This window comes from Pseudomonas sp. NPDC079367 (genome assembly GCF_044542195.1).
GTDB lineage: Bacteria > Pseudomonadota > Gammaproteobacteria > Pseudomonadales > Pseudomonadaceae > Aquipseudomonas.
On the sequence record NZ_JBITTW010000001.1, the window covers coordinates 158,355 to 183,819 of the forward strand.

Annotated in this window: 17 protein-coding genes and 2 pseudogenes; 3 read left to right on the top strand and 16 right to left on the bottom strand. The window is 58.9% G+C overall.

Features of this window, described 5'->3' with window-relative positions:
• Window positions 1–132: 132 nt before the first annotated feature.
• Window positions 133–1,194: an HlyD family secretion protein gene (locus tag ACIGDJ_RS00615; protein ID WP_023663266.1), complete on the top strand. Its 1,062-nt coding sequence runs from the start codon at window positions 133–135 to the stop codon at window positions 1,192–1,194.
• A 55-nt stretch (window positions 1,195–1,249) separates the two neighbouring features.
• Complete coding sequence (locus ACIGDJ_RS00620) at window positions 1,250–2,260, top strand: DUF2955 domain-containing protein (protein ID WP_073663304.1); 1,011 nt, start codon at window positions 1,250–1,252, stop codon at window positions 2,258–2,260.
• Window positions 2,261–2,482: 222 nt separating this feature from the next.
• Here ACIGDJ_RS00620 and ACIGDJ_RS00625 read toward each other — a convergent pair whose 3' ends face one another.
• The 10 genes and pseudogenes from ACIGDJ_RS00625 to glaH form a co-directional block, all read right to left on the bottom strand.
• Entirely contained in the window at window positions 2,483–3,934 is a 1,452-nt protein-coding gene (locus tag ACIGDJ_RS00625; protein ID WP_023630205.1) for an aldehyde dehydrogenase, read from the bottom strand.
• 368 nt (window positions 3,935–4,302) lie between these two features.
• A pseudogene (locus ACIGDJ_RS00630) lies at window positions 4,303–4,695 on the bottom strand (methyl-accepting chemotaxis protein); the annotation flags it as partial.
• A 539-nt stretch (window positions 4,696–5,234) separates the two neighbouring features.
• On the bottom strand, window positions 5,235–5,951 hold the full coding sequence (locus ACIGDJ_RS00635) for an ABC transporter ATP-binding protein (RefSeq protein WP_024075421.1): 717 nt from the start codon (window positions 5,949–5,951) through the stop codon (window positions 5,235–5,237).
• On the bottom strand, window positions 5,951–6,709 hold the full coding sequence (locus ACIGDJ_RS00640; protein WP_023048108.1) for an ABC transporter ATP-binding protein: 759 nt from the start codon (window positions 6,707–6,709) through the stop codon (window positions 5,951–5,953). The genes ACIGDJ_RS00635 and ACIGDJ_RS00640 overlap by 1 nt, the downstream gene beginning before the upstream one ends.
• The gene (locus ACIGDJ_RS00645) at window positions 6,706–7,659 is read right to left on the bottom strand and encodes a branched-chain amino acid ABC transporter permease (protein ID WP_024075422.1); all 954 of its coding nucleotides are present in this window, start codon (window positions 7,657–7,659) and stop codon (window positions 6,706–6,708) included. The genes ACIGDJ_RS00640 and ACIGDJ_RS00645 overlap by 4 nt, the downstream gene beginning before the upstream one ends.
• Window positions 7,641–7,952, bottom strand: a pseudogene (locus ACIGDJ_RS00650) (endonuclease); the annotation flags it as partial. The pseudogene ACIGDJ_RS00650 and the gene ACIGDJ_RS00645, both read right to left, overlap by 19 nt.
• Window positions 7,953–8,738: 786 nt before the next feature.
• The gene (gene gabD / locus ACIGDJ_RS00655) at window positions 8,739–10,190 is read right to left on the bottom strand and encodes an NADP-dependent succinate-semialdehyde dehydrogenase (protein ID WP_024075423.1); all 1,452 of its coding nucleotides are present in this window, start codon (window positions 10,188–10,190) and stop codon (window positions 8,739–8,741) included.
• 109 nt (window positions 10,191–10,299) lie between these two features.
• Window positions 10,300–11,667, bottom strand: a complete 1,368-nt coding sequence (locus ACIGDJ_RS00660; RefSeq protein ID WP_023048105.1) for an aspartate aminotransferase family protein — start codon at window positions 11,665–11,667, stop codon at window positions 10,300–10,302.
• Between the two features lie 238 nt (window positions 11,668–11,905).
• A complete protein-coding gene (lhgO, locus tag ACIGDJ_RS00665) occupies window positions 11,906–13,135 on the bottom strand; it encodes an L-2-hydroxyglutarate oxidase (RefSeq protein WP_023048104.1) in 1,230 nt (409 codons plus the stop codon).
• An 84-nt stretch (window positions 13,136–13,219) separates the two neighbouring features.
• Window positions 13,220–14,197, bottom strand: a complete 978-nt coding sequence (glaH, locus tag ACIGDJ_RS00670) for a glutarate dioxygenase GlaH (protein ID WP_023628647.1) — start codon at window positions 14,195–14,197, stop codon at window positions 13,220–13,222.
• A gap of 192 nt (window positions 14,198–14,389) precedes the next feature.
• Here glaH and csiR point away from each other — a divergent pair, with 192 nt between their 5' ends.
• A complete protein-coding gene (gene csiR / locus ACIGDJ_RS00675) occupies window positions 14,390–15,109 on the top strand; it encodes a DNA-binding transcriptional regulator CsiR (protein WP_023048102.1) in 720 nt (239 codons plus the stop codon).
• A 377-nt stretch (window positions 15,110–15,486) separates the two neighbouring features.
• Here the strand turns inward: csiR and ACIGDJ_RS00680 are convergent, their stop codons facing one another.
• The 6 genes from ACIGDJ_RS00680 to ACIGDJ_RS00705 all read right to left on the bottom strand — a co-directional run bounded on the left by ACIGDJ_RS00680 (window position 15,487) and on the right by ACIGDJ_RS00705 (window position 25,276).
• Window positions 15,487–16,446: a helix-turn-helix domain-containing protein gene (locus ACIGDJ_RS00680; protein WP_033902870.1), complete on the bottom strand. Its 960-nt coding sequence runs from the start codon at window positions 16,444–16,446 to the stop codon at window positions 15,487–15,489.
• Between the two features lie 97 nt (window positions 16,447–16,543).
• Entirely contained in the window at window positions 16,544–18,634 is a 2,091-nt protein-coding gene (locus tag ACIGDJ_RS00685; RefSeq protein ID WP_033902869.1) for a hydantoinase/oxoprolinase family protein, read from the bottom strand.
• A gap of 35 nt (window positions 18,635–18,669) precedes the next feature.
• Complete coding sequence (locus ACIGDJ_RS00690) at window positions 18,670–20,415, bottom strand: hydantoinase B/oxoprolinase family protein (protein ID WP_033902868.1); 1,746 nt, start codon at window positions 20,413–20,415, stop codon at window positions 18,670–18,672.
• 300 nt (window positions 20,416–20,715) lie between these two features.
• Complete coding sequence (gene ltrA / locus ACIGDJ_RS00695) at window positions 20,716–22,089, bottom strand: group II intron reverse transcriptase/maturase (RefSeq protein ID WP_049950174.1); 1,374 nt, start codon at window positions 22,087–22,089, stop codon at window positions 20,716–20,718.
• A gap of 499 nt (window positions 22,090–22,588) precedes the next feature.
• On the bottom strand, window positions 22,589–23,767 hold the full coding sequence (locus ACIGDJ_RS00700; RefSeq protein ID WP_397478131.1) for a porin: 1,179 nt from the start codon (window positions 23,765–23,767) through the stop codon (window positions 22,589–22,591).
• A gap of 147 nt (window positions 23,768–23,914) precedes the next feature.
• Window positions 23,915–25,276, bottom strand: coding sequence for a cytosine permease (locus ACIGDJ_RS00705; RefSeq protein WP_033902867.1), 1,362 nt, complete (start codon window positions 25,274–25,276; stop codon window positions 23,915–23,917).
• Between the last annotated feature and the right edge of the window lie 189 nt (window positions 25,277–25,465).

The following is a 25,465-nucleotide window of genomic DNA, read 5'->3' on the forward strand; positions in this document are numbered from 1 at the left end:
TTAGTAAGTGTTCTTTGCATAAGACGGCTATTTTTGCATGAAAGCATGGGAAATATACTGCCGCCTTCGCGGGCCGGCCCGGACTTTCCAGCGTGCGCCCGTCCCCCGACGCTTTGCTTAACCGAGGTATTCATGACTCCCGATCAACGATTTGCCCGCTGGGTTCAAATCGCTATCTCGGCCCTAGCCTGTTGCTTCATCTACTTCCTAACCGCCGACCTGAGCATGCCGTTGACACCACAGGCGCAGTTGACCCGACCGGTACTGAAGGTCGCGCCGCGGGTCGCAGGCCAGGTCAGTGAGCTGGCGGTGAGCAATAACCAGTACGTACAACCTGGCCAGTTACTGTTTCGCCTCGATCCGCAGCCATTCGAGCTGGAGGTGCAGCGGGCCGAGTTGGCGCTCGAACAGGCACACCAGGACAACACTGAACTCGATGCCCTGCTGGCCGCCGCCCGTGCCGAGGTCAGCGCGGCCCAAGCCAAGTCGAACGAGTCGGGCGCTCAGGCCCTACGCCTGTCGCGCCTGCTCGAACGCCAGCATGTCTCGCGCCAGGCCTACGATGCGGCCGAAGCGCAGCATCTGATGGCCCAGGCCCAACTGCGTACGGCGCAGGCCAGAGTCCGTGAACTGCAGGCCCGTCGCGGCGGCGCCGACGGTGCCAATCTACGGCTACGCCAAGCCCGCAATGCACTGCTCCGGGCGCACCTGCAGCGGGACTACAGCGAGGTTCGCGCCGAACGTGGCGGCGTGCTCAGCAACCTGCAGCTCACCCCCGGCACCTTCGTCGCGGCAGGAACGCCGGTGGCCGCTCTGGTCGAGGACCGCCTGGACATCATCGCCGACTTCCGCGAGAAGTCCCTGCGCTACATCGGCGTCGACACCCCAGCCGTGGTCGTATTCGACGCCCGTCCAGGCGAGCTGTTCAGCGCCCGGGTCAGTCATTTCGACGCCGGAGTCCGGGAAGGCCAGATCGATGCCAACGGCGAGCTGGCAACGCCCGCGCAATCCGAGCGCTGGGTTCGCGACGCGCAACGACAACGCGTGCACCTGGCACTCGATGAAGAGCTGCCGTTCCTGCTGCCCACCGGGGCTAAGGCCACGGTTCAGCTGAAGCCCTTCGACAACCCGCTGGTGAACCTCGCCGCTACGCTGCAGATCCGCCTGATCAGTTGGTTGCACTATGTCTACTGAACCCTCCGCGGCGGCACACACACTTGCCGAAAGGGCCACAGCGCCCCGTTTGTCACTGGGCAAGAACGACCTGCGCCAGTGTCTGCGCATCGCCACTGGCGGCAGTCTGGCCTTTGTCCTGTGCAAGCTGTTCGACCTGCAGTACGGTGCCTTCTTCTGCGTCTATCCGATGCTACTGCTCGGCCTGGTGCCGCGCCTGACTGCCCACCTGATGCGCCAGTTCTTCACCCAGGGACTGGTCGTCAGCCTGGAGGTCGCGTTGCTCTACGGTCTGTTCGGCGGCCGACCGCTGCTGATGATTCCGCTGGTGTTCTTGCTGTTTCTCTACCGTTTCGCGCTGATGGCCAGCGGCCCGAACTTCCTGTTCGGCGCCCTCGGCGCAGTATTTCTGTCGATCCAGCTGAACTTCGCCAGCTACCCGCACACCGACGTCATCGCCATGCTTGGGAGCAATGGCCTGGCCATCGTGCTGGCCGCAGCGATCGCCGTGCTGATGTTCTACCTGTTTCCCGACTGCGAGCCGCGCCCCGCACGCACGCCGCCGCCCAAAGACCGCGCCAGTCGGCGCCACGAGGCACTGCTCGGGGCAACGGTGGCGACGCTGTCGTTCAGCGTATTCCAGTGCCTGGATCTGCAGGACTCGCTGTCGGCTCAGGTCGCCAGCATCCTGCTGTTGTTTCCCATGCACTGGAACGGCTCACGCTTCGCCGGCCGTACCCGTGCGCATGGCACCCTGCTCGGCTGCGTGATTGCCCTGCTGATCATGCTGCTGCTCTATGATCACCACGACCTACTGCCGCTGGTCGCCCTGCTGCTATGGATCGCCGCCATGGTCTGCGCGCGCTGGCACATGCTGGAAAAGGGGGTGCCCGGCGTCGGCTTCGGCGCTTTGACCACCCTGGCCATCCTGTTCGGCCAGTCGCTTACGCCCAGCCACGACATCATATTTGCGACCCTCTACCGGCTGAGTTCGGTGTGTGTCTCGGTGCTGTTGACCCTGTTCGTCGTGTTCATGGTGCACCGCTTGCTCAACCGCTTTGTCACTACTCGCCACAGCAGCCATTGAAGCCAACAGCTGCGGCCACGGCGATTGTCAGATCAGCGCGCGTTTTTCCTGCTCGTACACAAAGCCGGCGACCGCGCACCGCTACAATTTGTTATCACGCGTGCAACACTTTCGCGGCAAGACGCGCTTGGCCGTGGATCCGAGCGTTTTACGATCATCTGGGAGAAATGATGCGAACGCGCGTGAACCGGCGAATCCACTTGCTCCGCCGGCCCCGAAACATCAGAAGGGATAAGGCTGATCAGATGGCTCAACAGTGACCCACTTGATTTCTGTGAACTCGTCAATCACAGCGCTTCCATCGAAACGGCCGTATCCACTCTGCTTCATACCACCATAGGGGGCCTGCGCTTCGTTTTGTACGGTGGCGCCGTTGATGTGGACACAACCTGCATCCAACCGACTTGCCAGCTCAAGCGCTTTGGAGACATTGGCGCTGAAAATTGCAGATGAGAGGCCATAAGCCGTGTCATTGGCCACTTCCAACGCCTCCTCTGCCCCGTCGACACGAACGATCGTGGTAATAGGACCAAAGGTTTCCTCGTCGTAGATTTCCATGTCCTTGGTCACGCGGTCGACTAGCGTGGGCTGCATCAAGGCACTGTCGGCGATACCGCCCGCGGCGATGACAGCCCCTTTGCCGAGCGCATCTTCGATCAGATGGTTGATCCGCTTTACCGAGCCCTGGGCGATGACCGGTCCGACTACGCAGGTCGGAGATGCGGTGGGGTCGCCAAGCTCCAGTTTGCCGATTCGCTCGGAAAACTTACTCACGAATTCGTCGGCAACACGCTGATCGACCACGAAACGCTCGGTCGACATGCAGATTTGCCCTTGATACAGGAACGAGCCGAATACTGCGGCATTCACTGCGCCGTCGATATCGGCATCCTCCAGCACTACGAAAGGAGCCTTGCCACCCAACTCCAACAAACAGCGCTTGAGATGGGACGCACAGGTTTCGGCGATCATGCGGCCGACCTTGGTGGAGCCCGTGAAGTTGACCCGGCGCACGGTATCGTGGGCCACCAACGCTTCGGTGACAGCCGATGCGTCTTCGGGCGCGGTAATCAGGAAATTGAGCACACCCGCCGGCAGGCCTGCCTCAATGAAGGCATCGGCCACAAGGGCATGAGTGCGAGGACTGTTTTCCGAGCCTTTGAAGATCACGGTATTGCCGCACGCCAGCGGATACGCGATAGCGCGAGCCCCCAGGATCACCGGCCCATTCCACGGCACAATGCTCAGCACGGTGCCCACCGGCTGGCGAAGCGTCAACGAGAAAGCGCCAAGCTTATCGGTTGGAATCGTCTCACCCTTGATTTGAGTAGTGAGCGCTGCAGCCTCGCGCAGCAGATTCGCCGATGCACCTACGTTGAACTGCGCCCAGAGCTGCGATGCGCCAATTTCCTCAGCCATGATCCGGCAGAATTCCGACATCTTGGCCTCGAGGACATCCGCTGCTGCGAGCAGGAGACGACGCCGCTCGGTCGGTCCGGTCTTGGACCATTTGCGGAATGCTCGCTCGGATGAGGCCGCGAGCCGTTTTGCGTCTTCCAGGGTGCAGGCAGCCGCAGTGCTGACCAGTTTGGCGGACACAGGGTCAAGCCGTTGGATCGTCTTGCCTCCGGTAGCGTCCAGCTTGATATTGTCGATTACCAGTTGTGCACTCATTTCTAGACCTTTTAGACAGTAGGAAAATTGTGTGACGCGACCGCATTCAGTCGGCAGCTCCGGGCATACGCAGAATGGGACTGCGCTGCGCAGCTGCGTCAGTGATTGCGCGACTACGCGTAGCCGGATCTGCTACCCGGCTATTGAAGATGGGCGTTGTGCCCACCCTGCGAGCCAACTCCAGGCGAGAAGGCATCACGTCCACGGCAATGGCGGAGTCATGCGGCCAGGGCCGCTTTCCAGCCTAAACGGCTGTAGGCCAAGTTCAGGTCTTGCTGCAGATCGTGATTCCACAGCCAGTCGAATCGGCTGACGAAGACTGCGTCACAACGATGGGGTCGCAAGGTGCCCACTTCAGCGATAGCCCGCTAACCCAGCAGCTCGACCATGTCCTGGGTCAAGGTGCGCTGCTCATTCAGGCGCCGAACGATGCGCTCGACCGTCTCCAGCCGCACCGCGGCGCCGGCACGCATCTCTGCCATGGCGCCCAGGGCCGCGGCGGACTTCTCCAGGCCGGTGCTGGTGGACTGGCCGATGTGTTCGACTCCCGTCCGCGCCTCCTGCGCCGACTTCTGCAGGCTGCCGGCGATCTGCTGGATCTCGCCGCTGGACTCGTTGGCGCGCTGGGCCAGGTGACGCACTTCGTCGGCGACTACGGCGAAGCCGCGGCCATGCTCACCGGCGCGGGCCGCCTCGATGGCCGCGTTGAGCGCCAGCAGGTTGGTCTGCTTGGCGATGTCCTGGATGCTGCCGACGATGGCGCCGATGCGCATCGACTGTTGCGACAGTTCGTCGAATACCTGATCGATGGTGCCCATGTAGCCGGCCAGCTCGCGGATCGCCGCCTCGCAGGCCTGGATGCTGGCGGCGCTGAACTGCACCTTTTCTCCGCCCGCGCGCGCCAGTTCAGTGGCGAAGAGCATGTCCTGCTCGGTGCGCAGGATGCTCTCGAGCAACTTCGCCAGGGGTGCGCGTAGCGGCAGGCCAGGGTCGGAAGGCGGCTCGGGAGCAGGCGCCGCCAGCAGCACCGGCGGTTCAGGCTCAGGCGCCGGTGGCGGCGCTGGCGCTGGCGCTGGTGGCGGCAACTCGACCAGGATCGGCGGCAACCTGTGGTAGAGCAGGCCGGCCAGGGCGACGCCGGCCAGCGCCAGGGCCGCCAGTGGGCCGTGCAGGCCGCTGTCCAACAGCAGCAGGCCGGCTGCGGCCAGCGCCGCCGTCGCTTGCAGCAACGCCGCCAGCGGCTTCTGCCAGTTTCGGGCAGGGGCGTCGGTCTTCTCGTTCATCGTCAGTCTCCCCGGCGTCACAGGCCAATATGTTCCTGGAGGATCTGCGGCTGGCACTTCAGCTCGACGCTGGGCCCGTCGAACACCACCCGTCCCTTGACCATGATCATGCTGCGGTCGGTCAGGTCGAGCAGCACGTTGACGTTCTTGTCCACCACCAGAGTGGCGATACCGCTGGCCTTGATCAGGCGGATCACGTCCCAGATCTCCTTGCGGATCAAGGGCGCCAGGCCCTCGGTGGCCTCGTCGAGGATCATCAGTTCGGGGTTGGTCAGCAACGCGCGGCCGATGGCGACCATCTGCTGCTCGCCGCCGGAAAGGTTGCCGCTCAGGTGGGAGAAGCGCTCGGCCAGGCGCGGGAAGGTCGCCAGCACCCGCTCCAGGTTCCAGTCGCGGCGCCCGTCCAGGCCCGGGCGGGCGGCCATGATCAGGCTCTCGCGCACGCTCAGGTTGGGGAACATGCCGCGGCCCTCTGGCACATAGCCGATACCGCGGCGGATGATCTGGTGGGTGGCGCGGCCGCTGCAGCGCTCGCCGCGGATCAGCACCTCGCCGCGGCGCGCCGGCGTCAGGCCGAGCAACGAGCGAATGGTGGTGCTCTTGCCCATGCCGTTGCGGCCCATCAGCGCCAGGGTCTCGCCCGGCTGGATCTGCAGGTCGACGCCATGCAGCACATGACTGTTGCCGTAATAGGTGTGCAGGCCGGTGGCCTGCACCAGGGCTTGTGCGCTCATCAGAATTGCTCCTCGCCGTCGCCCAGATAGGCCTGCTGTACCGCCGGATCGTTGCGCACCTGGTCCAGCGGGCCACTGGCCAGCAGCTCGCCGTTGACCATCACGGTGAGACGGTGGGCGATGCTGAACACCGCATCCATGTCGTGCTCGACCAGGACCATGGCGTACTGCTGCGACAGTCTGGCGAGCAGTTCGACCACCCGCGCCGATTCGTCCTTGCCCATGCCGGCCATGGGTTCGTCGAGCAGCAGGAAGCTCGGCTCGGTGGCCAGTACCATGCCGATCTCCAGTTGGCGTTGCTCGCCATAACTCAGGGCATCGGCCAGGGTGTCGCGGTGGGCGGCCAGGCCGCAAAGCTCCAGCGCCCGTTCGGCGCGCTCGCGTACCTCGACATAGGCCTCGCAGCGGCGGAAGAAACGAAAGGAGTTCTTCAGCCGCGACTGCGCCGCCAGCCAGCAGTTTTCCAGGCAGGTGAAGCTGGGAAAGATGTTGGTGCGCTGGAAGCTGCGGCCGATGCCCAGGTGCGACACCCGGTTGGGCGCCAAGCCGGTGATGTCGCGGCCGTGAAAGAGGATCTGCCCGGCGCTGGGCTGAAGATGGCCGGACAGCAGATTGACCATGGTGCTCTTGCCGGCGCCGTTGGGGCCGATGATCGCGTGTACCTCGCAGGGCGCCACGCTCAGGGAAATGTCGTTGACCGCACGCAGGCCGCCGAAGGCCTTGCTCAGTCCGCGGGTTTCTAGAACATGGGCGGTCATACGCCGGCCTCCTTCTTCATCGCGTCGGGGGTGGATACCGTACTTGCGTCGCAGGCCGTGGCTGTGCGCCGGTCGCAGAGCTGCAGCAGCAACCCGGCGAGACCGCGCGGCAGCAACAGAACCATGGCGATGACCACCAGCCCCATGGGCAGCTCCCAGTGCGGGGTCAGGCCGGCGAACAGATGGTGCAGGCCCTCGAAGGCGAAGGCGCCGAAGATGGCGCCGAACAGGCTGCCCATGCCACCGAGGATGACCATCACCAGGGCGTGGGCCGAGAGCTGCCAGCCGACCTGGTCGGGGCTGACGAAACCGTATTGGGTGGCCGAGAGCATGCCGGCGTAGCCGGCGATGGTGCCGGCAATGACGAAGGCCGCCAGCTTGTAGAACAGCGGGTTGTAGCCCATGGAACGGACCCGTTCCTCGTTGTGCTTGATGCCCAGCAGCACCCGGCCGAACGGCGCGCGCAGGAAGGTGCGCAGCAGCAGATAGACCAGCACCAGGGAGCCGAGCACCAGGTAGAACAGGCTGCGCGGGTTCTCCAGGTCGAGCAGATGCACCCCGGCGATGGCCACCTCGGGCTTGAGGAACAGGTAGATGCCGTCCGAGCCGCCGGCGAAGGCCGAGTCGTGGAACAGGTAATAGAGCATCTGCGAGAAGGCGATGGTCGCCATGATGAAGAAGATGCCCGAGGTGCGGATGATCAGCAGGCCCATCAGCAGCGCAGCTGCGGCGCTGACGCCCAGGCACAGCAGCAGCGCCAGCCAGAAGTTCACCGCCTCGAACTCCGGGGCGAACAACACCAGGCTGTAGCCGGCGATGCCGAAGAAGGCCGCCTGGGCCAGGCTGACCATGCCGGTCACGCCCACCAACAGGTCGAGGCTGAGAGCGACCAGGGCGAGAATCATGATGTGGGTCAGTTGCTGCAGGTGGAAGGATACTGTCGATCCCAAGCCATAAGCAATTGCTGTTGCTGTTGCTGTTGCTGTTGCTGACAGGACATGGACATGCCATAGCGATCCTACGTGTAGAAGGTCGGGCAAGCGACCAAGCCTTTCACTTCATCACGCGGCACTGCTGCTCGCCCTACGAAATCAATGCGGGTACTACACGTTCCGTAATAAGGGACTGTGGCACCATGCCATAAAGGAAGTTGCTTCGCCTCACCGACTGACGGATAGCGGTTGGTCAGGTCAACTTTCATGGCACGGAAGACGGGGTCACCAGCTACGCAGTTCTTACGACCTTATGTGCCTCTGCTTGAAGATTTCTGCCAGTGGCTATTACGACTGGAGGGATCGTGATCCAAGCCCCGAATGCTCGCCTGATTGCGACCGAGCGAATTCAATGATGGTAAGTACGCCAACGGCCTGCTTTGCCAACTGCCCTACCCGACCGATGACACGCGTTTGATCATTGCAGCGGCACAGGAGGGAATCAAAAGGCTGTAACGAGAGGGTTTCAGCTATGCCAAAGCCCAAGTGTTGCTGCTAGACCTGTGTAAGCGTGATGAGTACACACAGGATCTATTCGCACAGGAACAGCCAGCTCGAACAGAAAAGCTAATGAGCACATTGGATGCAATCAACGGTCGCTGGGGCGCCTTAAATCATCGCACCAAACCATCTTAGAGAGAGTTCACCGTCGCCCCTAACATGGCATAGGTGATGGATATCACCTTTATCCATACCAGCAGGACTGGCTGTGAAGGCAGCATTACTTCGCCTAATCTAGCGCGGCGGGATTAAAAAGGCGCAGAGCCTAGGTGTAGGACTCCGCGCAACGCTCAATCGTTAGAAATGTTAGGCACCTAGCTCGAACAGGGGGCGCTGTCGACGCGGATACAGGCCTCCAGACTCTGGTTGCGCGGCAACAGCCGTGAGAAGTAGACGGTGACGTAGAAATAGCCCGCGTCAATCTTTGTCTGCGCCACAACCGATGTAGCATGCCCGGGTTTTATAGACCGGGCCAAGATTAATGATGCTCGCCAAGTGGGGCCTGAGCGAGAATCACGTGCCTATTCGCCGGGCTCTTAGATACCACCCAGGCAGAGGTACTTGATCTCCAGGTAATCCTCAATGCCGTACTTGGATCCTTCGCGACCCAGGCCGGATGCCTTGATACCACCGAAAGGCGCAACTTCATTGGAGATCAGCCCAGTATTGACGCCGACCATACCGTATTCTAGGGCTTCGGCCACACGGAACACGCGCCCCATATCGCGGGCATAGAAGTACGAGGCCAGGCCGAACTCGGTGTCATTGGACATCGCGATCACGTCGGCCTCGTCCTTAAAACGGAACAGCGGCGCCAGCGGACCGAAGGTTTCTTCCTTGGCTACGGCGGCGTTATTCGGTACGTCAATGAGGATGCTCGGCTCGAAGAAAGTGCCACCGAGGGCGTGCGGCTTACCACCAGCGAGTAGCTTGGCACCCTTGCTAATGGCGTCGGCAATGTGCTCCTGGACCTTGGCCACCGCCTTGGCATCGATCAGAGGGCCGGTGGTGATACCTTCGTCCAAACCGTTACCAATCTGCAACTTAGCTACCGCGATTTTCAGCTTCTCGGCGAAGGCATCGTATACGCCGTCTTGGATATACAGGCGGTTGGCGCACACGCAGGTCTGGCCATTGTTGCGGTATTTGGAGATCAGTGCGCCTTCCACTGCCTTATCAAGGTCGGCATCATCGAATACGATGAACGGCGCGTTTCCGCCCAGTTCTAGCGACACCTTTTTAATGTCCTTGGCACATTCGGCCATTAGCTGGCGACCAATTTCGGTGGAGCCAGTAAAGCTCAACTTGCGCACGATCGGGTTGCTAGTCAGTTCGCTGCCGACTTCGCCAGCACTGCCAGTGATTACACTGAACACGCCTTTGGGGATCCCGGCACGCTCGGCCAGCACTGCCAACGCCAGCGCCGAATAAGGCGTTTGCGACGCTGGCTTGAGCACCATGGTACAACCGGCGGCCAGGGCCGGGCCGGCTTTACGGGTGATCATGGCTGCCGGGAAGTTCCAGGGTGTAATCGCTGCCGTTACGCCGATGGGCTGTTTGATCACGATCAGGCGTTTGTCCGGTTGGTGGCCGGGAATTACGTCGCCATACACGCGCTTGGCTTCTTCGGCGAACCACTCAAGGAAGGACGCCGCGAAAGCAATTTCGCCCTTGGCTTCGGCAAGTGGCTTACCTTGCTCCATGGTCATGAGACGACCCAGGTCGTCCTGGTTTTCAATCATCAGTTCAAACCAGCGGCGCAGTTTGTTGGCGCGGTCTTTAGCTGTCAGTGCACGCCAGGCTGGCAGGGCATGATCTGCTGCTTCGATGGCTCGACGGGTTTCCGCTGCCCCCATCTTCGGCACACTACCCATAACTTCGTTGGTGGCCGGATTGGTGACCTGAATGGTCTGGCCGCTGTCCGCGTCCAACCAGGTTCCGTCGATATAAGCCTGTTGGCGGAACAATTGGGTATCTTTGAGTTGCATGGCGTGCTCCTTCGCAGACTGCATTCAGTGCTGCTCAGCTATTTTCCAAGCTATGAATTTAAGCCGAGGAGAGCCACATAAAAGCAATTCTCTCCTCCCCCGGATTGATCTAACCAACCCACTGAGTGGTGTCGTCCAGCGCCCTGGCAAAGCGCTCTACAATCATTCCGACTTCCTGTTCGTTGACGATTAACGGCGGGCAGAAGGCCACGGCATCACCCATGGCGCGAGTAATCATGCCGTGTTCCTGGGCTCTGCCGGCCATGTAGCGTCCGAGGGTGCCTAGCGCCTGATACGGCGCCTTGCTCACGCGATCGCCAACTAGTTCTACCGCAGCGATCAGTCCACAACCGCGAATTTCGCCCACCAAGGGATGATCGATGAAATGCTGTAGGCCGCTGCGCAACAACTGGCCCATTTGCGCCGCATGCTCGACCAGGCTCTCCTCTTCAATAATCTTCAGGTTCTCCAAGGCCACGGCAGTAGCTACCGGATGACCGCTGCCGGTGAACCCATGCCCAAGCGCGCCAAGCGCTTGGCTCTGATCAGCGATGCCCTCAAATACTGGGGCATTGATCAGAATCGCCGCTATCGGCTGATAAGAAGATGACAGTTGCTTGGATAACACCATGATGTCCGGCTGGATACCAAAGGTCTGGCTGCCAAACATCTGCCCGGTACGCCCAAATCCACAGATTACCTCATCGGCGATAACCAGGATGTCGTACTTACGGCAAACTTTCTGGATCTTCTCCCAGTAGGTACGAGGCGGCACTATGACACCGCCAGCGCCCATCAATGGCTCGCCAATGAACGCTGCGATAGTCTCCGGGCCTTCGGCGAGAATCTTCTGCTCGAGCTCGACGGCAAGGCGGTCAGCGAAATGCTCTTCACTTTCACCGGCAAGGGCGAAACGATAATGGTGCGGGCAGCCGACATGCAGGAAGCCTGGAAGCGGCAGGTCGAAACCGCGCTGGTTGCCTGGAAGGCCAGTCAAGCTTGCGCTGGCGACGGTGATGCCGTGGTAGCCGTTGACCCGACTGATGAACTTCTTCTTGGCTGGTTTGCCTAGAGCGTTATTGAGGTACCAGACCATCTTCACTACAGTATCGTTAGCCTCGGAACCGGAGTTGGTGAAGAACACCTTACTCATAGGCACCGGCGCCATCTCGATCAGCTTTTCGGCTAACTCGATACTCGGGCGATGCGATTTGTGACTGAACAGGTGATAAAACGGCAGGGTGTTGAATTGCTGCTCAGCTGCCTTGATCAGACGTTGATTGCTAAAGCCAAGCGCGGCGCTCCACAACCCAGCCATCGCCTCGATATAACCCTTGCCCTGATCGTCATAAACATAGATACCCTCCCCGCGCTCGATGATCAGCGGGCCAAGCTCCTGATGAAGGCGAGCATTGGTGTAGGGGTGCAGTTGATACTGAATGTCTTTTTCTGGCAGCGAGGATACTGACTGGTTCATGGGGCGCTCTCAATATGACTAACAAGCATGGTTTCTGGGAGTAGCCTTATAAGTAGGCATCCGGCTTTTGATCACAATCACACACTTCAATTCGGTAACGAGTTCAGTAACGATGACTTGGCTCGGGGACGTTAAGTGCACTAGCCGATAGCCTATTAGACTGAGCCGGTGCGGGGCTTGTCGTCTTGCGCACAGTCTTGTTCGTTCCAGTGCACTGCCGAATTCGCCCCGCACTGCCTCATGCGGGATGTTGGTTTTTTACAAACCTGGGTAGCCCCTGCAGCTGTGCATCAATCTGCTTGATGATGTAGGCGCCTATGGGAATTGCAGAGGTAGCCGCCGGCGATGGTGCATTGCAGACGTTGACGCTACGGCGGGTATTGCGGAACAGGAAGTCCTCGATCAACTTGCCGTCCGCTGAAACCGCTTGGGCGCGGACGCCGGCCGGGTAAGGCTTGAGATCCTGCAGCGTTAAGCTGGGGCAGTACTTGCGTACTTGCTGTAGATAACCACGCTTGAACAGCGAGTTTTTCATCTCGATCAGGCCGGGCCGCAGATTGTCCTTGAGCACTTTAAGAATGCCCGGATTGGTGAGCATTGCGAACGTGTCGGACAAAGATATGTCACGCTTGCGATAGCCCTCACGCTTGAGTGCCAGCACAGCATTGGGACCGACTGTCACACTGCCGTCGATCATTCGCGTCAGGTGCACGCCGAGGAACGGCATGGAGGGATCGGGAATCGGGTAGATCAGGTGATTGACGATCCGGTTGTGCTGCTCAGGCAGCAAATAGTATTCGCCACGGAACGGGCAAATGCTAAAGCCAGGATCTAAGCCCAGTAGACATACAATGCGGTCGGCCATCAGACCCGAGCAGGTCACCAAAAAGCGTGCAATGACTTCTTCATGCTGGGTTTTAACCCGCATCTCCGTGGCGCGCTCTTCCAGGCCGATGACTTCGCTGTCGTAGCGAATCTCGCCACCGTGCCTCTGGAACTCGCGAGCCATGGCAGCGGTGACCTCGGCATAGTTAACGATACCACTGGAGGGCACGAAGATCCCGCCGATTCCGGTGATGTTCGGTTCGCGTTCCTTCAGTTGCTCCGCAGACAGCCACTCGCGCTCCAGACCATTGGCTGCAGTGCGCTCCCAAAGCGCGCGCATGCGCTGCATTTCCACCTCATTGGTGGCGACCAGCAACTTACCGCACTCATCGTAGATAATGCCGTGCTCGTTACAGAACGATTTGGTAGCACGGTTGCCTTCCAGGCAGAACTTCGCCTTCAAGCTACCCGGCGTGTAGTAGACGCCGGCGTGGATGACCCCGCTATTGTGCCCCGTCTGATGCTTAGCTGGCCCGGACTCTTTCTCGAGCAACAAGATTTTCGACTCTGGGTAGGCCTTGATTAATTGCATGGCAGTCGACATGCCGATAATGCCGCCCCCGATGATCACAAAATCGTACACCGCTATCACCTCTACTCGATCTGTTTTGCCCCGTGGACAAACGACAAGGGCTAAACCGCGCAGCCCCTGTTCAATTAATGGCAATTATTGGCCTTGCTGATGGCCGAGTTTGGGGTAACTGAAGTAACCGCGCTGGCGCATCAGTTCACGGCGCAGCCCAGGGTGAGGGGTGAAACGATCGCGGCCATGCAGCCAATACAGGTTATTAATCAGCAGGAAGCAGCCAACTGGCACCGGCACGGAAAGCTTCTGTTTACTGCCCTCCAGGGAGATAGACAGGTCGGTCAGCCAGTTGCCCTCGTCGAAGTCTTTGGGCTGAACAAATTGATCGATATAGCGAATAGTCGGCCGCCCTTCGGCGTCGACATCAAAGATCGAATGGAACACGTCCGTATCGACCCTTTTACTCGGCGGCGCGGTCCAGCGCATGACGCGCCGTGCTAGCGGATGATGGAAGAAAGCATGGCGATCCTCCCAGTCGTCCAGATGCAGGATCAGCGAGTTGCCACCTTCGATATTCTGCTCATCGATCTTCATCATCAGCACGTAGTCGGTGATCTGATCGACGAAAGTACCATCGTTGTGCAACTCCATTACCCGGTGAGGTTGGCGCAGGTAGCTGTCCGAATTATCGACGTTCTCGACCACGAAGCGTGCGTAGAACTGGCCGCTCATCGCATCAAAGTTCGACCGCCCCAGCAGGTGGGCCACAGCAGTCGAGAATTTGACCATATCATCAGCTTGTGCCACATCATTCAGGGCCTCCTGCTTGATTAACAGCCCTCCGGTGGCACGATCCATTAGGGCGTTGAGTAGCACCGGGCGCAGGCTGTTACCGCAGAGATCGTCAAGAATTTTGGCGAAGCGAAATCGCAAGAAGGACTTGTATTCCAGCGCCTGCACCGGCCACTCGGCCACTGCTACACAGAAAGCCTCTATCGTCGCCTTAGTGAAGGTCAGCTCGAACAAACGGGGCGACTGAGCGGAGGGTGAAAGAGAAAACCCCTTAACGGCGGTCGGTAGCGGCATCACAAGATCTTTGAGCTGGGTAAAGGCATTCATGGCAGAGTCCTGACGAAAAAATTGTCTGTACGCCGCCCCGAGATTTACCAGAACAGCCGGACTAAAAATATAGCTATTTTATAAAAATGTCTACGCTTTTATAAAATAGCGACACTCGGCAACTGCATCTCCACTTAGTAAATATTTCTGCAGTTGCGTATGATGGATAAAACCCGTTGAGGAGCATGGTTTATGGATACGCTCGCCCCCCGCCAAAACTCAGCAGTCAGCGGCTATGAGTGGCTCAAGCGGGACATAATTCAGGGCATGTTCAAGCCCGGAGAAAAACTGCGAATGACTGCGCTTAAGGAGCGCTACGACCTAGGCGTAGGCCCTCTGCGTGAAGCGCTATCGCATCTGATTGCGGAAAATCTGGTAGTAGCTATCAGTCAGCGTGGCTACCGCGTCGCTCCTATGTCGCTGAGCGAAATGCAGGACATCTATGACGCACGGGCCAATCTCGAAGCGCTGGTACTTAAGCTCGCCATCGAACGCGGCGATGACGCCTGGGAGGCCCAGGTGTTGGCCTATTCGCATACATTGGCCAAGGTAATGGAGGTCAAGACCCAGGAGCAGATGCTGGAAATATGGGATGCCCGACACAAGGCCTTCCATACAGCTATAGCCTCCGGCTGTGGGTCTAGACACCTGCTGCAGGCGCGCGCCTATCTGTTCGATCAGGCCGAGCGCTATCGCCAGCTGTGGCTGCGGCGCACGGTGCTATCCGAGGAGGCCTTGTCCCTGAAACGTCAAGAGCACAGCGAACTGGTAGAAGCTATCCTTGCCCGTGACGCAACGCGAGCAAGCGCCATGATGCAGGCTCATCTGATGACACCAGTACCGATCATCGAAGGGATCATGCGCAACAGCAACCTGAGAGCATCCCAGTCCGCCCCTGAAATCATGGGATAGTTACCGTGTCTCGCCCTTAGAGGGGGTGCCTGCGGAATTTCAGCATGTTTTTTGCAGGACAGACCTGAAGCAATTACTACCCAACACCATAGCTTTGCACCTAGCATGGTTCCGTCTTACGCTTGTGAAGCCTGCGCCGCTCTCAGCCCGCTCGCGTGAACCTAAAACAATAAGCTTGGCTTGATCAGCAACACCAGCTACGCATGAGTTTGCCAATGCAGACGACAAAGGCTTACCCAAGTTAGCGCCCGTATGGAATATCAGACGCCGATATATAACTGGTACTCCCGCAACGGTGAAAAGGCGTGGAGCCTTTATGGGGAGCTACGCCGAGTGACTTCTAATCCCCCAGAGCACATTGACAATAAAGTAACCGGCTACGGCTTTAACGAAACGGCTCGGGCTTCACTGGCAGTACAACTAAAGTGCTGGCGAAAATGCCGGGAAAATTGTGCCTGATCACTGAACCCCCAACGATATGCCAGCTCACCGATTGATAGGTGGCAGTGGGGATCACGTAGGCGTTGATATACAGCCTCCAATCGTTTCAGGCGAATCCATTCACCGAGACTGTAGGGCGTACTGAAAAATAATTTATGCAAATAGCGAACCGATAAGCCGCAGGCCTGAGCAATATGCTGCGGGTTTAGTTCAGCTGAACACAAGTTTCGGTCGATGTAGTGCTCGATACGCTGCAAATGCAGGGCAGCTAGACTCGAACTCTCACTATTAAGGACGCGCTCATCTTGGCGCAGAGCCATTAACAACGTCGAAAGCACCTGTTCCAGCAGCATATGACGGGCATCCGCATCGCATTCGTCGAAGCGCGCGGCACACATCGCCAGTTGATCAACAAAAATTCGTCCCAATCCACGCCGAGCCTCGAAACAGAAACGGGTGTAGCGCTCGGCTCCACGTATCTGTCCATGTAGCGCGCGCTCAGGCAGCTTGAATACCCAAAGGTCGTTGTCGCAGGAGTAGTGAAAACGATAAGGCGCATCGCCTCGCTCGAAGATGAACCCACCTGGCTTACAATGGAGCTCACGACCGTCTTGCTCGAAGTGTACTTCGGTAAGGCGCGGCACTGTTACAAGGTAACAGGGTTCAGTATCTTCGCTAACCTGGCTCTCGCTGCGCGAATAGCCTAGCTGACTGGAGCGCAGGCGCGATAACGCCAACGGCGTACTGCCCGTTTTCCAAATTTTCAGGCTGCCTTGGAAAATGGCGCTGGAATTGAACTCCAACGACAATGGAAAATATGTATTGCCGATGGCTTCGGCCCAACGCGATTGCCTTTCTCCCTCAGGCCAATACCGCGTAGACAATTGATCTGTCATGAAAGGTCCTCAATTTGTAGTTATTATGAGGGCGGCACCAACGGTGAATGCCGTCGGTGCCGTTGTTACACAATCCTTTGTTAAAAATCCCTGACGGTCAATGACCGGGAGTCAGTTCATATGTGGCCGAGGGATCCAGACTGACCCGCCAGCCCGGTGGAACAACGATGTTTGTGGTCGCTTCCTCAATCACACAGGGACCTTGAATAATCTGCCCTACTTCTATGCGGTCGCCGTTGTACACAGGCGTGTCCTGCCAATCGTCTTGCGCATTGAACAGCATCGGACGATGACCAGCCGGAATCGCGGCCGTTGCCTTGAGCGGGGTTGCAAGTTCAGGCATTGGTGGACGCTGTAACCGCGCGATCACCGAGCACTCTAGATTAACTAGTTCGACCGGGCTGTTAGGCTCACTGAAGGAAAACAGCGCCTTGTGCCGCTGGTGGAAGGATTCGCGCAGGGCCGCCAGGCTGCTACGGTCGAGCCGGTCGCAGCTCAGTTCGACGCTGCACTCGTGGATCTGTCCGAGGTAACGAATCTCCAGGCTGTACTGGCATTCAATACGATTGTCACCACCGAAACCATCGTCTCGCAGGTTCGTCATACCACGCTCGCGTAACTGCTGCAGGGCCTGGTTTAGTTGCTCCAAATCGACGAACTCGTCATCCAAACGCATCGGCAAAGTAGTCAGCTGATCATAGCGGATGTCAGAGAGAATCTGGCCGAAGGCGCACAGCCCCGAAGCCACCTTGGGAATCAGCACAACCTTGCTGCCGATTTCCTCAGCTAGTCGCATCACGTGCATGCCCGCTGCACCACCGGCACCGATCAGGGCGAAGTCACGGGGATCATAACCACGCTCAATGGACACGCGGCGGATACCACTAACCATGCTCAGGTTAACCAGGGTAATGATACCGACGGCCGCGCGCTCGACACTGATACCCAGCGGTTCGGCAATTTTACTGCGGATCGCATCGATCGCGGCTTGTCGATTTAGACGGATGCTGCCACCGAGCAGTGCACCATCAGCCAGATAACCGAGCGCCAGGTTAGCATCGGTTACAGTCGGCTCGACCCCACCCTTTCCATAACACACAGGCCCGGGGTTAGCCCCGGCACTGCGTGGACCGACCTGGAGCATGCCGAAGTCGTCAAGGTGGGCGATCGAGCCACCGCCGGCGCCAAGGGATTCCACCTGAATCATTGGCACGCCGATACGGTAACGGAGGAAGTCGCTGTCTTTGCTGAAGTTGGTGCGACCGCCTTTGCTAAGAGTGATGTCGAACGAGGTACCACCCATATCGACGGTGATTACGTTGTCGATACCGAATGGCTGGGCCACGCACAAGCCGGCTTGCGGGGCAGATGCCGGACCGGAGTTGATCGCGTTGACCGCCCGCTCACGCATTACCACGCCAGGAGCCAGACCTCCGTTGGACTGGAAATAGCGGGTAGGCTGCTGCGCGCCCAGCTCCTCGAACAGCGCGTCGATGCGTTCGATATAACGACCCATCACTGGGCTAAGGTAGGCGTTGACCACGGTTGTCGAGGTGCGTGTGTATTCGCGAATCTGCGGGAACACCTCGTGGCCGCTGCAGACAAATACGTCAGGTAAAGCCGCACGCACCATAGCCATAGCGCGCTGCTCGTGACTAGGGTTGCGCACCGACCAGACGAAGGAGATCGCCACCGCCTGCACCTGTTGTTCGCGGAAGTAGTCGATGGCGGCATGAATCGCCGCCTCGTCTAGCGGGCTGAACTCGCTGCCGTCACTGATAATACGCCCGCCGATTGGACGGCGCAGGTGGCGCGGCACTAACATATGCGCCGGTGGATAAGTGGCGTCATAGCGATGGCCATCTTCTTTGTGGCCAAGGCGAATTTCCAGGCTGTCTTCATGGCCATCGGTACACAGCAGGCCCACCTTGACCCCGGTCTTTTCGATCAGTGCGTTGAGCGCCACAGTCGTCCCGTTGATGCACAGATCGCAGTCGGCAATGATCTCGGCTGGTGTACGGCCGAGGGCATCGGCGATTTGCGCCAGACCGTTGCGTATGGCCAGGGTGCCGTCATGTGGGGTGGACGGCGCCTTGAACAACTGCACGTTGCCCTGATGGTCGGCGAGGATGAAATCAGTGAAGGTGCCGCCGGCATCGATGCCCAGGCGATATTGTTGTTTGCTCATTTTCGAATTCTCTGCATTGCTCAAAGGGGCTGTGCTCAGTGCGCGGCTCGGTGTGCGTGGGTTGCGGCTTCATCGAGTTGGCCGTTGCCGTCAATCACTACGCCGTATTCAAGGCGCGCGCCGTCAATCGAGACCAAGCCGTTGCGCACATCGGCTAGAACCGTGGCCAGCGGACGACGTAGTGGGTCGCCATAGCCACCACCGCCCGGGTTGACGTTGATTACGCGCTCACCTGGTTGTGCGGTCAGCAGAGTGTTCTGGATGTAATGGTCTTCCTCACCGTCGACATGTCTATGGATCAAGCGGCCGAGCTTGGGCTCGAGCAGAACATTCTTCGCCCCTGCCGCACCGGCGGTAGGCAGCTGCCGGCCCTCACCGAAACCGACCACGGTCATGGCGTGCTTCAGCGGCTCGAGCTCCAGGCGAGTACCAGAGCCACCGCGGAATTCACCGGCGCCACCACTGTCGGTCATCAGGCTGTAGCGGTGTATCAGTACCGGATAGGAGTACTCAAGCAGTTCGATATCGCCGGACGTCAGCGCGCCGAAGCAGCACAGCGGGCCGCAAGCAGGCCAACCATCCATAGCCTTGTTAGCGCCAGCGCCGGAGATGACCGAGGCCAGCACCATGGTCACATATTCATCGTTGTTGTTGCGTGGGTCGTGCCCAGCGATATTGATCCCGCTGGCATGCCCCCAGGAGGCGGTCACACGCTCCGGAGCCGCCTGTTCAAGGGCCAGACGCACGGCATCGGCGAGGGTTTCCATCGGAGTAGTGGTGCAGTTGACGTGCGGTGCCGGCTCCTGGGCGTTGCACAGAGTACCGGACGGGCCAAGGTCTACACTCACGCAGCGATAGAGGCCTTCATTGTAGGGCGGTGGCACCTGGGCGAACATCATCAGTCCGAGGTAAACCCCGGAGATCGAATTGCCCGCGTAGGAGTTGATGAAGTAAGGCACCTGCGGCGGGCTCTCTATCAGAACGTGCGCCTCGTCGCCGCGAATTTCCACCTGGGCAGTGATCGACAATTCTCCCAGACCATGACCGGAGTCTTCGAGAATGGCAGTGCCGCTGTAGAAACCGTCTGGCACATCACGCAACAATGCGCGCATATGACGGTCTGCCATATCTTTCAGCTCGGTAATGCACGCTCGGACCTGGTCGACGCCATAGCGATCGAGCAACTCGATCAGGTGACGCTCGCCCACGCTGCAAGCACCGTACTGGGCATTCAGATCGCCTTCTTGATAGGCGCGGGCGCGCATGTTGGTCAGCAGCAGGTTGATTACGTCTTCCCGGCGCTGGCCCTGGGCCCACAACTTGACAGGCGGGATGCGCAGGCCCTCTGCGTAGATTTCTTTTGCGTCCGGGTTGTAGCCGGCCGGTACCGGGCCGCCAATATCGGTCAGGTGGCCCTTGCAGACCGTCCAGAACACCAGCTCGCCCTTATAGAACACCGGTTTGTACATGCAGCAGTCGAGGATATGACTGCCCATGTAGGCTGGATCGTTATGATAAATAACATCGCCCTCGGCAATCTCATCACCGAAGAAGCCAGCAACGCATTTCATCGCTGGGATAAGCGAACCGAGATGAATAGGAAGGTCCTGGCCTTGCAGGATCATTTCCGGGAGGTGATCGAAGAGTGCGTTGGAATAGTCGTGGGCGAGGTTGAACACGCTCGAGCGACTGGTCTTTTCCAGCGTCAGGGTCATTTCTCGCTGGGCTGTTTCGAGCGCACCGCGCACGACTGCCAGGGTGATCGGGTCTACTATGTTCATGGGTCACCACAAATCTTGTTTTTGTCTGGGGAGGCGTGACGGATGTCTTGCCCACATCGCTAAGCTACGCGCGGGCCTAGCGGCTGGCTTGTCTTCAAGCGCACCGTTTTTTGGCCTGAAGTGAACTGTTTCTACTGGTGCATCTACTCAAGATCTAATGCCGGGAGGCCGGAACGCTGCGATCGGGTAGGAGGCGGCCTCACGGCCGCCGTCCTCCCACACCACCGTGCGTACGGTTCCGTACACGGCGGTTCAGGCCATGCGGTTAAGCCGATTGATCGTATCCAGTATCGAGACCAGTCAAAGTCTGTCCCATAGCTTCTTCGGCAGCGCCTGATTCATATGCGGCGCTCCTGAGTTCCACCACGGGCCTCGGCCATTGAAGGCCGACTTGCAGGCACGCTCCTCGCTCAATCCCAGGCGCATCAGGTTGCGCGCCCTCGTAGAGGGCTGCTTCCATTGCCGCCAGATGACACAGCGAAGTTTGTGCCTGACCCAGCCATCCAGCTCTTCCAGTGGACGCTTGCTCTGGCTGAGCTTGAAGTAGCCTGCCCAGCCTCGCAGCACCGGGTTTACCCGCTCGATGACATTCGCCATCTTGTGGCCCCGCACCCCTCGCAGCAGTTCCCTGAGACGGTCGCGCACACGGCGCAGGCTCATGGTTGCCACTCGCAGTCTAGGCTGCGAGTGCCAACTCATCCCATACCCCAGGTAGTCGCATTTCCACGACCCAGCCACGCGACTCTTGTCCCGATTCAGTCTCAGTTTCAGACGGTGATTCAGGAACCGCTCGACACTGGCCAGCACTCGTTCGCCAGCACGCGGACTACGGACATAAATGTTCGCGTCATCGGCATAGCGCACGAAGCGATGGCCTCGCCGCTCCAACTCACGGTCGAGTTCATCGAGCAGGATGTTCGACAGCAGCGGCGAAAGCGGGCCGCCTTGCGGCGCCCCCTCCTGCCGATGGCTGACAACCCCGCCCGACATGACGCCCGCTTCGAGGTAACGGCGGATGAGTCTGAGCACCTGTTTGTCTTCGACATGGCGCTCAACACAGAACATCAGGATGTCGTGGTTGACCCGATCAAAGAACTTCTCCAGATCGAGTTCCACGCAACACCTATGACCCGCCGCCACATGGGTGCGGGCCATCTCGACAGCCTGGTGAGCGCTTCTGCCCGGACGGAAGCCGTAGCTATAGTCCGAGAACAGCGGATCGAAGATCGGCGTGAGCTGTTGCAGCAGGGCTTGCTGGATCAGGCGATCCACGACACTGGGAATGCCCAGTTGCCGCATACCGCCCTGCGGTTTGGGAATTTCGACCGCCCGCACTGCCTGGGGATGGTATTCACCTGCCAGCAGCCTGACCTTCAGGATGGGCCAATACTGTTTCACGTAGCCTGCCAAGTCGGCGACCGTCATGCCATCGGCACCCGGCGCCCCCTTGTTGCTGACCACGCGCTGATACGCACGCTTGAGATTGAGCGGCGCAAGCACCCGCTCCATCAGCGTGTCCGGCTCCGCGTTCATCCACGTCACCGACGCCGCCGATACCTCTGCGCTGTCAGGCGTCATCCTCGGCCTCTGGCCGGGACTCGGGGTGACAGTCTTCTCTTGGAGAAATTTCTGCATTTCGGTTATCGACGAGACGCTGACGCCTACTGGCGGCATGACCTGTTCGGCCCTTGATGGCGTGGTTGACCGCCACTTACTACGGCCTCGGCTGACTTCTGCACGCCCATCCCGTCGCCTCTCGACAATCGGTAGCACAATGGCAAGCGTACAGATCTCCCAGGGTAATTCGCGCGACCTTCCTGCTTATGCCTGTCGGATCTACGTCGCAGCGTTCCGTGCAAGTATCGGGCTTTGGCGATTATGGCCACCTCACCCCGCTGCGCCGCCTCATCCGCTTCCTGTTCGTCAGGCCAGCATTTTGTCTCGGGCTTCCTTCAGATTCGCAGTCGCCCGCGACACCCTTGCCTTCAGCTAACACTTCCCCTTGCCGGGTGTGTAGAGGACTTTCACCTCCAAGTCGCCAGGCTCACCACCACAGTGAACCCGACAGCGCCAGTCACGGCGCTACGCGCCATGCCTGGCGCACCATAAAAAAACGCCAGCACATGGCTGGCGAAAATAGGAGCGTGAGTGGTTGCTAGGGGCGCTTATTGCCTCAGAAGTAGTAACCGATATTGGTATACAACTGGTTTTCCCAGCGTTCGCTACCGCCGGCGCCCAGGCTCTGGGTGTAGCTACCGCCACCGATGTAGGGATCGTGCTTGCCGTGCAACCACTCGACGGCGATCCATAGGTCTTTCAGCGAGAAAGATGTGCCAAGGATGAAGCGCTGGGAATCCTCGAAGCTGGACTCATCCTTGTCGAACAGGCTGTAGTTACCGTAAACCTTGACACCAGAGAGCCACCCGAGTGAGCCAGGAATGTCATAGCTGAGGTCGGCTACATAGAGGTTACCCTTGGCGGCAACGTTAAAGGTGCCGTCGAAGCTGCCGAAGCTAACCAGCTTGTCTCTGCCGGGATTCTCCGGGCTCATGTCCTGGCGAGTGGCTTGCAGTTGCACGCCCCAGGGGCCATTCTTGCCCGAGTAGTGGACTGCTAGGGCATTTCGGCGGCCGCTATCACGACTGTCCTGGTTCTGCAGCGTCGAGGTCAATGCCGAGGCGCCGATCTCCGACTGCCAGCTCCCAAGCTTTAGGTTGCGGGCCAGACGCCCGACTAAGATGTCGCGCTCGTGGTTATCGCTGCCGTCGACGACGTAGTCATCTGCCGTAGCAACACTGGCTGCATAGGTCCGCCCGCCGCGGCTTGTACCTTGACCCTGATCAGCCGGGCTTAGGTAGTAAGCGAGTTGGAAGTTCCAGTCATCCTGCTGCTGGATGTATTTAACACCAAGGTTCGCAATGTCTTCCAGGCCGATCATGCTGCCCAAGGTCAAGAAGAAAGTGCTGCCGGCATAGGGCAGCAGGCCGAACGGAATCTTGTTTAGTCCCACCTGAATCTGACGCGACTCATCGAACTTGTAGCCGATCCATGCATATTCGGCGAAGGCGATGTCACCGATCTTGTCGGTATAGTCGAAAGGGTAAGCGTCGCCATAGAAACGGTATTTAGCCGCGCCGATCCAACTATCGGAGTTGTAGGTAGCGGTGAGAAAGGCAGTATCGAAACTCAGCTTCTCGATATCCCGGTCGGGGTCGTAGTCGATACGCGCACGCACGGCGCCGCCAATGTCCAAGTTGTCATTGATAGCCACCGCACCTGCGGGTAGCGCGAGCGATGCCAACAATGGAAGTAATATGAGAGTTGCTTGTGGGTGCAGGTTGATCATTTTCATGAATTGGCTCTTAGCATTGTTAGTCTTTTTTTCAGCTACGCAGCACTAAGCCGCTGCGGTGTTGCGGCTTAGTTTTGGATCGGGTTTGGTAGCTGCAGCAAGTTGCCGGAGCCGAATACATCGGCCCGGTGGGCGCCGATATTGGTTTCAGCTGCAGCTGGTGCGGACAAACCAGCTGCGTTTGGCGCTGTTGAGTAGCAGCCAGTAGCTGGCGAACGCGCAGACAAAGGTCACCGGCGCTGAGAAGGTCGCCAGCGTTGCTCCGCCGAAATTCAGCAGCACTATCCCCAGGCCAGCGGCAAAGAACCAGGCGATCAAGCCGCACGGGTTGAAGGCGTTGACTCGTTCGAGAGCGAATTCAATATTGCCCTCGAACAGCTGGGTATATTTCGGCGAGAAAATATGCGCCAAAGCGATCGCTACCCAAGCCACTACAAAGATGCTCTGGTATGCCAGGGCTTGCAGAATGTAGCTGAACACATTGAGCAACATCATTGTGTAGACCACGATGCCAACTACTACGGCCCATGCCATATAAGGCACAGCCGCCAAGCCAAAACGGCCGAAGAACGCATGCATGTTGCTAGCGGCCATGAAGAAATTTGCGGTATTGATACGGGTCTGGCTGACCCAAACGAACAACAACCCCCAGATACCCATCAGCTCGACAATGGCCAGCACCACCGAGACCTCAGACAGGCCGCCCTCTGCGGGAATGGTGGCGGCGAGAAAGATGCCGACCAGACCGTTAATAAGAAAGGTGAAGATATAGAATGGTAGGCCGAAGTTAAATTTAGCGTGGTAGCTGGCGTCCTGCTTACGACCGAAGCGTGCGTAGTCCCAGGTGTACATCATGAGAATCCACACTCCCATGAAATAGGTGAAACAGTCCCACCAGCCATTACTTACTGGCCCGCTCTCAGGCCCCATTTCCAACCAGGCAGAACTGTAGCCGTATTCACCGACGGCCATCGCTACTACGGCAATCAGACCAATCAGGTAGAGCGGCAGCAGCACGCCATTGAACTTATCCAGCCAGGTCTGCACGCTACCGAACACCAGTGGCACGCTGTATAGCACCACTATTAGGTAGGCTTGATTGAGCGTGATGTCGGACACGTAGTGTTGGATAGCAATGGCGATCACCGAGCCTTCAAACACGCTGTAGTAGATCGCCGTGGCGAAGAAAATCAGGGTGGCCAGTGCTGCGCCGGCGCGTCCGAATAGCACCCGGGAGAAGAGTGCGACCGATAATCCGGTCTTAATGGCGTAGCGGGCAATGACCCCGTTGATGGCCGCATAAGTTACGACCGACAAGAGTAAGCCGATTATGGCATTCATCGTACCAAAGCTCATTGCCAGGGTGGCGGACACCACCAGCCAAAACATAGCACTGCAGATGGCCCACCAAGCCATCGTCAGTGAGCCTTTGCTCATGCGGTGTTCTTCCGGAACCGCGACGGTGCTGTAGTCGATACTATCGACCTGTTTTTTGATGTTTCCGGCCATGGCTCTTCTCTTGTTTTTGTAATGAGTGGAGTCATGATCATAAGTACTTCAGGCGGGCGACCACTTGCTGCTGAGCGCACTCTCTTTTGTCATACCTGAAGCTTCTTGCTCTCTGGAAGATGGCCCACCCAGACGAAACTCCTCCAGCGGAAAGCGATGAGAAAATCTCTCAGGCTGTCCAAGTCAGAA

What these genes read in the sequence shown, in the direction of transcription:
- ACIGDJ_RS00700 (WP_397478131.1), bottom strand. Translation starts at nt 23,767, where the DNA reads ATGAAAATGATCAACCTGCACCCACAAGCAACTCTCATATTACTTCCA.
- csiR (WP_023048102.1), top strand. Translation starts at nt 14,390, where the DNA reads ATGGATACGCTCGCCCCCCGCCAAAACTCAGCAGTCAGCGGCTATGAG.
- ACIGDJ_RS00635 (WP_024075421.1), bottom strand. Translation starts at nt 5,951, where the DNA reads ATGAGCGCACAAGCCCTGGTGCAGGCCACCGGCCTGCACACCTATTAC.
- ACIGDJ_RS00685 (WP_033902869.1), bottom strand. Translation starts at nt 18,634, where the DNA reads ATGAGCAAACAACAATATCGCCTGGGCATCGATGCCGGCGGCACCTTC.
- gabD (WP_024075423.1), bottom strand. Translation starts at nt 10,190, where the DNA reads ATGCAACTCAAAGATACCCAATTGTTCCGCCAACAGGCTTATATCGAC.
- ACIGDJ_RS00705 (WP_033902867.1), bottom strand. Translation starts at nt 25,276, where the DNA reads ATGGCCGGAAACATCAAAAAACAGGTCGATAGTATCGACTACAGCACC.
- ACIGDJ_RS00640 (WP_023048108.1), bottom strand. Translation starts at nt 6,709, where the DNA reads ATGACCGCCCATGTTCTAGAAACCCGCGGACTGAGCAAGGCCTTCGGC.
- ACIGDJ_RS00690 (WP_033902868.1), bottom strand. Translation starts at nt 20,415, where the DNA reads ATGAACATAGTAGACCCGATCACCCTGGCAGTCGTGCGCGGTGCGCTC.
- ACIGDJ_RS00615 (WP_023663266.1), top strand. Translation starts at nt 133, where the DNA reads ATGACTCCCGATCAACGATTTGCCCGCTGGGTTCAAATCGCTATCTCG.
- ACIGDJ_RS00680 (WP_033902870.1), bottom strand. Translation starts at nt 16,446, where the DNA reads ATGACAGATCAATTGTCTACGCGGTATTGGCCTGAGGGAGAAAGGCAA.
- ltrA (WP_049950174.1), bottom strand. Translation starts at nt 22,089, where the DNA reads ATGCCGCCAGTAGGCGTCAGCGTCTCGTCGATAACCGAAATGCAGAAA.
- glaH (WP_023628647.1), bottom strand. Translation starts at nt 14,197, where the DNA reads ATGAATGCCTTTACCCAGCTCAAAGATCTTGTGATGCCGCTACCGACC.
- ACIGDJ_RS00660 (WP_023048105.1), bottom strand. Translation starts at nt 11,667, where the DNA reads ATGAACCAGTCAGTATCCTCGCTGCCAGAAAAAGACATTCAGTATCAA.
- ACIGDJ_RS00625 (WP_023630205.1), bottom strand. Translation starts at nt 3,934, where the DNA reads ATGAGTGCACAACTGGTAATCGACAATATCAAGCTGGACGCTACCGGA.